Here is a 7,711-nt window from a genome sequence, read left to right on the forward strand (position 1 = left end):
TGCCCAGCGTCTCGGCAGTTCCGAGAACAGCACAGAAGGCAGACCGACACGTCCCTTCCTGGAAGGAAGATTGGTCCGACAGACCCATGGCGAACGGCGATCCAGGGTTATGCAATGCTTGCACGTCGCCAGAGGACGCCCGCGCGCGGCCAGCGCAAGCGCAGCATCTGGCCCAGCTGCACGAGGTTCAGGACCAGGAACACGACATTCCAGGCCACCACGTTCATCATGGGCTCAGGCTGGCTGTAGAAGTAGATCACCACGCAGGTCGTGCCGACCACGGACAGAAGCCGGAGCCGAAGCATGTCGGTGGTAAAGTAGCCCAGGACGAAGAAGACGTTGGCGGCGTTGATAAGAACGTTCATGACAAAGACTCAAGTTCAACAGTTCAAATAACGAGCCGGCCGCAGCGCGTGGCTGACGGCCCAGGCCCAAGTGAAATTCAGGCGGGCAGGACCAATCGGTGCGGGTGAGTGGCCTCAGTTGCCACGCCCGCAACCCCGAACGTCCTGGGCGCTCTCTCGCGCCGAGCGGGGTCCGCAACAAGTCAGGAAAACAGGACCACAAGGCTGGCCACGTGGCCTAGCAGACTTTCGTCCAGGGCTGAGAGCCATTCTGTCCGACAAGGCTCTAGACCCGCTCCCAGCCCTGTCCGATATGGCCCGAACCTACCCCGTTTGCACCGTCTCGGTTGTCCGATGCACCTGATCGGCTGGGCTATACCCTGGCCCGGCATTCCGATGATCTTGAGACAAGTCGCAAAGTCTCGGCCCCTGAGCCCTTTGGGCCGAGGTCTCAGATGCGAAGCGGGTCCAACCGCAGCGTCAGCGTCAGCAGGAGTCCCTTGGCCCGCCACTCGCAGTCCAGATCTCCGCCCAAGGCGCCGCAAACAAGCTGACGAGCCAGCTTCGAGCCAAAGCCCTCTTCAGCGGGTGGGATGACCTCCGGCCCGCCCCGCTCGCTCCAAGCCAGGGTGACCTGCTCTCCACTCACTTGCCAGGCGACCTTGAGCTTTCCCTTCGGAGTGGACAGCGCGCCGTACTTCACCGAGTTCGTCGCCAACTCATGGAGCACCAAGGCGAGGTTGGCCGCCGCTTGTGGTCCCACCTGCAAAGCCGGCCCCTTGAGGCGGAGCTGATCGGTGGTGTCCGACAAGTGCGGAGCCAGTACTGTGGTCACCAAGTCGTGCAGAACCACCCGTTCGCGTCGGACGGCATCGTCGGACACAGCGCCCTGGATCAGGCTGTGGGCCTTCCCAAGCGCCGCCAGGCGGCCCGACAGGCTGTCGGCCATCTCGCGTGGGCTCTGCGCCGTCCGCGCTGTCATGCGGATCATGCCCGAGGTGACGGCGAAAAGGTTCTTCACCCGGTGGTCGAGCTCGCGCACGAGGAGTTGGCGGCCCTGTTCGACCCGCTTGCGCTCGGTAATGTCGATCTTGAGCCCTCGCGTGAGGAGCAGCCGTCCGTCGGCGCTCCGCTCCGCATGGCCCAGCATGAGAAGCCAGCGCTCCCCTTCAGGATGGAGCACTCTGTACTCCAGTCGCCAGTCGTCATCGCCCGGTGTCCGGACGATCCGATCCAGACGCGCCAGGACGGCCTCGCGGTCACCCGCATGCACCCGCTCGCGCCACGCTGCGAAGCCCGGCTGCTCCTCGGGAGTGAAGCCGTAGAGCGTATGGGTCCGCTCGTCCCAGTCGAGCACGCCGGTCGTCGCATCCCAAGACCATGTTCCCGCCTGACCGGCCTCCAGCGCGAGGCGCAGCTGCCGCTTGTTCCGGAGCAACTCCTCCTCTGCGGCCTTGCGGACAGAGATATCCTCGATCACGGCCAGGAACACCTCAGGGCAGCCTTCTGCATCCCGCACAAGGCTGCCGGTGAGGTTCACCCAGACCGAGCCCCCAGATTGGGGCACGTAGCGCTTTTCCAAACTGTAGGAGTCGATCTCACCCGCGAGCAGCTGCTCTACCTGCGCGCAATCGGGGGCGAGGTCGTCGGGATGGGTGATCTGGAGGAAGTCGGTGTGGGTGAGATCCTCGCGCGCATAGCCGGTGATGGCGCAGAAGCGGTCGTTCACCTCCAAGAAGCGCCCGTCGAGAGCCACACGAGCCATTCCCACGGCAGCCTGGTCGAAGACCGCCCGGAAGCGGGTCTCGCTCGCCTGCGCGCGCACCACTTGGGCGTCCCGCTCAGCCAAAGCGCGCCGGAGCTCCAACTCGGACATGACCTGCCGGGCCAGACCCTGCAGCAGGCGCTGCTGTTGCGCAGTCAGGCCATCGGGCCTCGGCTTGGTGTCGAGGATGCACATCGTGCCTAAAGGCAGGCCCTCTGAGGTCTCTAGAAGTGCGCCGGCATAGAAGCGCAGGCCTCCGGCTTGAGTCACCAGCGGGTTGCATTCGAAGCGACAGTCCTGCGACAGGTCGGGCACGATGAGCAGCCCAGTCTGCAGAAGGGCGTGCCGGCAGATCGAGACCTCAAGCGGCAGCTCGCGGGCCCCAATCCCCACCTCAGCCTTGAACCACTGGCGCCCACCCGCGATGAGGTTCACCACCGCGATCGGCGCCTCGCAGATCTCGGCCGCCAGCTGCGCGATGTTGTCGAAGGCAGCCTCGCGAGGGGTGTCAAGAATGGCATACCGGCTTAGGGCGGCCAGACGGTCGGCCTCGGTCCACGGAACGTCTTGGGAGCCGTCCTCAGCGAGGCGAACGGATGCGGGTGCGCAGGGTAGGTCAGCCATGATGGCGAGCTGATTAACAGGTTTGTCCAAGGTATGTCAGGAATAAAGCATCGACTTGGCAGCCGATTGCCTCAGAAGTTAATGGCCACTTGGCGCACAGATCCCGGGGCGACAGTATGTCGCCAATGTCAAAACAATTTCTTGCTATAAGCGTCGATTGCATCGTTTGGGTCAACAGTTAAGCAACGATTAGCTCGCATTCTTGACAAAACTAAGGCAACGGCTGCCATAGTTGTGGACGGTTCTAACCGGCAAACCAGTTGTGCTGCCGTCGTAGCTTGGATCGTGGTCAGATCGGCTAAACGGTTCCGGATTTCCATGTCTGAATTGATTGTAGGTGACGTGTGAGCATTGCTGAAACTTTGTCATATAGGCGACGCCAGCTCAGGGCTGCATCGATCTATTCGCGACACGTCAAAAGGCTGCTGGATCTGGGGCTCGTTCTCCTTGTGCTGCCCGTCACATTGCCGGTCATTCTCCTGCTTGCGGTGCTGGTTCGTCGAGATGGCGGTCCGGCCTTCTTCGGTCATGAGCGGGTTGGACGGCATGGAGCGTCCTTTCGGTGCTGGAAGCTCCGGAGCATGGCTGACAATGCTAAGGAGCTGCTGGAGCGCCATCTGGAACGAGATCCCGCTGCAGCGGAGGAATGGAAAGCGCATCAGAAGCTGTCGGACGACCCTCGGGTGACCCGGTTGGGGCGCCTCCTCCGGGCAACGAGCTTGGACGAGTTGCCGCAACTCTGGAACGTGGTCCGAGGCGAGATGAGCCTTGTGGGGCCACGCCCCGTAACCCGGGCGGAGCTCGACAGATATCAAGGCAGCGAGGGCTACTACCTGGCCGCTCGGCCCGGTGTGACGGGCCTGTGGCAGGTGTCCGGCCGGAATGACGTCAGCTACCCCGAGCGCGTCAGACTGGACGTTCGCTATGTCAAGACCTGCTCCTTCGCAGTCGATGTCATGATCTTGGTGAGGACAATCGGCGCCGTCCTGCGCCGGTCCGGGCGTTGACGGGTGCGGTGTTGCACCTGAGGGAACGCTCGCCGCCGCAGGCTTGGTCTGTCCTAATTGTCGTGGAAAGCTTCAAATGCCAACATGTAGGAACGGAGTTAGGAAGGTCTATCAGTTCCAGCTCACGATGGAGTTAAGCTATTCACGTGGAAGTAGCGGATTGCACGTGGGACATTAATTCTGAAGCGCATTGGACGTACACGAACAATTGTGACAAAAATCTGAGTTTAAAAACTATGAAGGTTGAGCCAATCTCAGATTGGCTTCCTGAAAATGGCGGTTCAACGGCTACGAGGCATTTATGTCGGACGCAGGAGCTTATTCAGTCCACGACCTCACCGCCCAGCCGCTGTCCGGAACACAGCCGCACAAGGTCCTGCCTGTCTTCCGGCCGGTATACCCGACCATTGGCAAGCGCCTGCTCGATCTGCTTTTGCTGATGCTGATCGTGCCCACCGTCCTGCCCCTTGTCGTGCTCTTGGTGGTGGTGATCCGCTTGTCTGGTGGTCCGGCCTTCTTTGTCCAAGACCGGGTTGGCCGACAGGGCCGCATTTTTCAGTTCTGGAAGCTTCGGACCATGGTGGTGGATGCGGAGCAAAGGCTGGAGCGTTACCTCTCGGACAACCCCAAGGCGCGGGCTGAGTGGGACACCTACCAAAAACTCAGCCATGATCCCCGGATCACGCGAGTGGGACACGTCCTGCGCAAGACCTCGCTCGACGAGATCCCGCAGCTGTGGAACGTCCTGCGGGGCGACATGAGTCTGGTGGGCCCACGACCCATGCTGCCTCAGCAGCAGTTGCTCTATCCAGGGATCGCCTACTCCACCCTCCGCCCCGGGCTCACGGGCAGCTGGCAAGTGGGCCAGCGCCACACCAGCACCTTCGCGGACCGGGCCCGTTATGACGACCAGTACGCGGCCGAGCTGTCCTTCTGGACCGACCTGCGCATCCTGGCCGCAACCGTCCGGGTGGTGCTCCAAGGCCGGGGGCAATAGGTAGGCCTCAGTGGGTCGTCCGCCTTGGGCCAGTGGCTGCGGAGCAGCTGATGAAGTTGCTATGCAATTGCTGACAGTGGGCTCTCGACAGCGTGGTAGGCCAACCAGCCCAAATCTACTCAGACCAACAAGCCAAAGGCGGGGCTGGGCAGAAACCGGCAGCCTTTTGGCGTCGGAGCTCCCGCGAGCGGCCTGTCGACGATGCCAGACGTGAGAGCGCAAGCCCCACGAAGGCGAAGCATAGCTTTGGCTCGGAACTTCTGGGACAACACTACCAGTGGCCCTGATCGCTGGCTTCGATGCTGTGGATGCCCCCTCATTCGGGTCGTTGACACACCGGCCTCCTCCGCAGCGCCATCACACGCGTCTGCTCCGCGGGGGTTGGGTCGGCCGGTCTCAGCGCCATCGCCAGTGAACACCGTCGCCGATCAGGATCTCGCCTATATCGTCGCCCGAAGCCGCGCAGCATCTCAGCGTCGAGAGGCTGGCCACTCGCATTGTGGCGTAAGGCTATCGTACGGTGTCCTTGAGAATGACTCGTCCCCGCGCGAAGGCAGCAACGCCAGCACACCGCTTGCCGCAAGTCCGATGTTGGCCCCGAGGATATAATAGGCCAATGCAGTTCCCGGTGTACCACCCAGCAGTAAGCTCGCCATGGCAACGGTCCATCCAGCGAGCGCTGCGGCTATGAAATGTCGGATCAGAATGATGTTCTCCTAAGACCATCATAGGTTGAGCATTTCTAGCAGAAAGCTCAACTCAGGTGTACTCCGTCAAGCTTGAGCGATGATAAGGAGCGGCAATCCGCCACAAAGACTCGGCTCAGGATCCACCACTCCTCAGAGCTCCTGTCAGTCGCACAAGCGCAAAGATGCTTGAGAGGGGTTGGACCTGTCTCAGCGGGAATGGTCATTCGAGATCGGGTGTGCTGCGGTCCGGGAGTGTGCCGGGGTCATCTGTTCAGCTGACAGATGCCGGAGCTTGAGCTCATATCGTTCCTCTCGAAAAGCTGGAGCCGAAAAAACCGGGGTCATCGACCGACAAAGCTTGTCCCCGGGCTTAGAGCTCAAACAGCGCAAGTGGACGTCCTCCGGGCTGGCTTGCGCTGGCTTGGAGCTCGATGCGGACCTGGGTGGAATGGGGCCTTGGTTCCCCGGCCTCGCTGTCATCGGCAGAGCCGTCAGAACAGGTAGATATCCGTGTACGAGACCCTAGCCCCGTCCTGCAGATCGGCCAGCTGGATGAGGCCGCCATCGGCGCTGCCGTTCCTGTCGAACCACAGCGTCTCGTCTGTGGTGCGGAAGATGAAGCGGTCGTTGCCGTCCCGAGCACGGTTGTCGCCACGCGTGCGAAACTGAGACGCTTCCAGGTCTCCCGCCATGAGGCTGCCGCCGAAGCTTGAAGCGTCGATCCGTATGCTGTCGTTGTTGCCACTGTCTGAGCCGAAGTCCGTGATGCGGTCGCCGCCGTGCTTGGGGCTGGTGTAGACGAACTGGTCGTCGCCTGCTCCGCCCGTGAGCCGGTCCCAGCCGCCGCCTCCCGCCAGGCTGTCCTCCCCGGCGCGGCCCAGCAACGTATCGGCGCCCCGGCGGCCCTCGAGCCTGTTGGCCAGATCGTCCCCGATCAGCACGTCGCTGCCGCCATCCGAGCCGAGCACCTGCTCGAAGCCCAGATAAGCATCGCCCTTGGCCCAGCCGGTGTTGCCGCTGCCGTCGCTGTCGGTGAGCGAGACCCGCACTCCGCTCCGTGAGGCAAAGACAAGGGTGTCCATCCCATCGCCTGCGGTGAGGGTGCCTCCCATGACACCCCCGGAGAAGGCCTCGGCCGACGCGCCAGGGACGAAGACGTCATCCCCCAAGCCCCCGTGGACGGTGCCCCGCACCAGGCCGCCCCGGTTGTCGAAGCGGTCATTGCCCTCGCCCAGGAGGACGTCGCCGATCATCCGGCCGGTGTTGGTGACCCGGTCCTCACCCTCTCGCCCAGAATAGCTCCGGAGCCCACCCTGGATTGTGCCGTCGTTGATGAGCGTCGCAATAGCGCCGGACAGCCCACTAGTGACCAGTCCCGTCTCATAGCCTTGGATCAGGCCGTCGTTGACGATCCTGCCCGTGCTGGTTGCGCCGAGGTTCAGAGCAAGCCCGTAGGTGACGCCCCGGATCTCGCCTTCATTCTCGACACGGGATGAACCATACAATGAGGCACCCGTGAAGCTGCCGATCAGCGCGCCCGTGGCTTTGACGTGCAGATGCTCGCCGACGTCGTCCTGTCCCCCTCCCAAGAAGGCAGGATAAAGCGCGGACACGGTGCCGCGCACCTCCACGTCGTTGTTGTTGCCTGTCAGATAAAAACCAAACCCGTCGTTGCTGCTGGAGGCGACGATCACATCCCGCAGCACGGTGTAGTCGGTATCATCGGCAGTGGACGTGTAGCGGGTTCCGGCCCCCATGCTGTTGATGTTGAGGATCGTGAGCGGCATGGGGTCTCTCCTTGAGAGGCCAAGCGTGACAGGCTCGACCGCCTGATCGTACGCAACTCTCGCGCAGGGCTGACCTCAGGGCAACTCTGATGTTCGACCGGTCCTGTAGAGCACCCATCTGCGACCGGCACGGTCGCTCGTCACCTGGCGGCCTTTTAAGCGTAGGACAACCAAGCCGCAAACGCTCGAAGTGCTGATGAAGAGCCCAGACTACGACCGGACACTATTGGCGAAGTTGGAGTCGGGTGAGGCCATCCAGCGTCGAGAGCGCAACGTTGATAGGAGTAGCACCCTTTACGCCCAAAGGGCCGGAGCGTCTGCCCCTGCCCTTTGTGTGATGCCCTCCGCCCCGCATGCGCAGAGGGCCGCCTCCTGCCGGGGTTGGCCCACTGTCCGGCTGCCGGGGCGGCGCTGGAGGCAAGCTCAAGCTCCCCGCGCCGTCTGCGGTGGTGCCGTCTGCGGTGGTGCGGTCTGCGGTGGTGCGGTGCCGTGAGCCCC

General features: G+C 62.7%; 5 protein-coding genes. 2 read left to right on the plus strand and 3 right to left on the minus strand.

The features are described 5' to 3' along the window. Positions 1-107 precede the first annotated feature (107 nt). Both FHG66_RS16125 and FHG66_RS16130 read right to left on the minus strand, forming a co-directional pair. On the minus strand, positions 108-365 hold the full coding sequence (locus tag FHG66_RS16125; RefSeq protein ID WP_139078083.1) for a hypothetical protein: 258 nt from the start codon (positions 363-365) through the stop codon (positions 108-110). A gap of 430 nt (positions 366-795) precedes the next feature. Continuing rightward, complete coding sequence (locus FHG66_RS16130) at positions 796-2,733, minus strand: PAS domain S-box protein (RefSeq protein WP_139078084.1); 1,938 nt, start codon at positions 2,731-2,733, stop codon at positions 796-798. A 344-nt stretch (positions 2,734-3,077) separates the two neighbouring features. Between FHG66_RS16130 and FHG66_RS16135 the strand changes: the two genes are divergently transcribed. Both FHG66_RS16135 and FHG66_RS16140 read left to right on the plus strand, forming a co-directional pair. Beyond that, on the plus strand, positions 3,078-3,740 hold the full coding sequence (locus FHG66_RS16135; protein ID WP_139078085.1) for a sugar transferase: 663 nt from the start codon (positions 3,078-3,080) through the stop codon (positions 3,738-3,740). 301 nt (positions 3,741-4,041) lie between these two features. Beyond that, positions 4,042-4,737, plus strand: a complete 696-nt coding sequence (locus FHG66_RS16140; RefSeq protein WP_139078086.1) for a sugar transferase — start codon at positions 4,042-4,044, stop codon at positions 4,735-4,737. Between the two features lie 1,180 nt (positions 4,738-5,917). Here FHG66_RS16140 and FHG66_RS16145 read toward each other — a convergent pair. Next, on the minus strand, positions 5,918-7,213 hold the full coding sequence (locus FHG66_RS16145) for a calcium-binding protein (RefSeq protein ID WP_139078087.1): 1,296 nt from the start codon (positions 7,211-7,213) through the stop codon (positions 5,918-5,920). Positions 7,214-7,711 lie beyond the last annotated feature (498 nt).

The sequence above is a fragment of the Rubellimicrobium rubrum genome (assembly GCF_006152115.1).
Classification (GTDB): Bacteria; Pseudomonadota; Alphaproteobacteria; order Rhodobacterales; family Rhodobacteraceae; genus Rubellimicrobium; species Rubellimicrobium rubrum.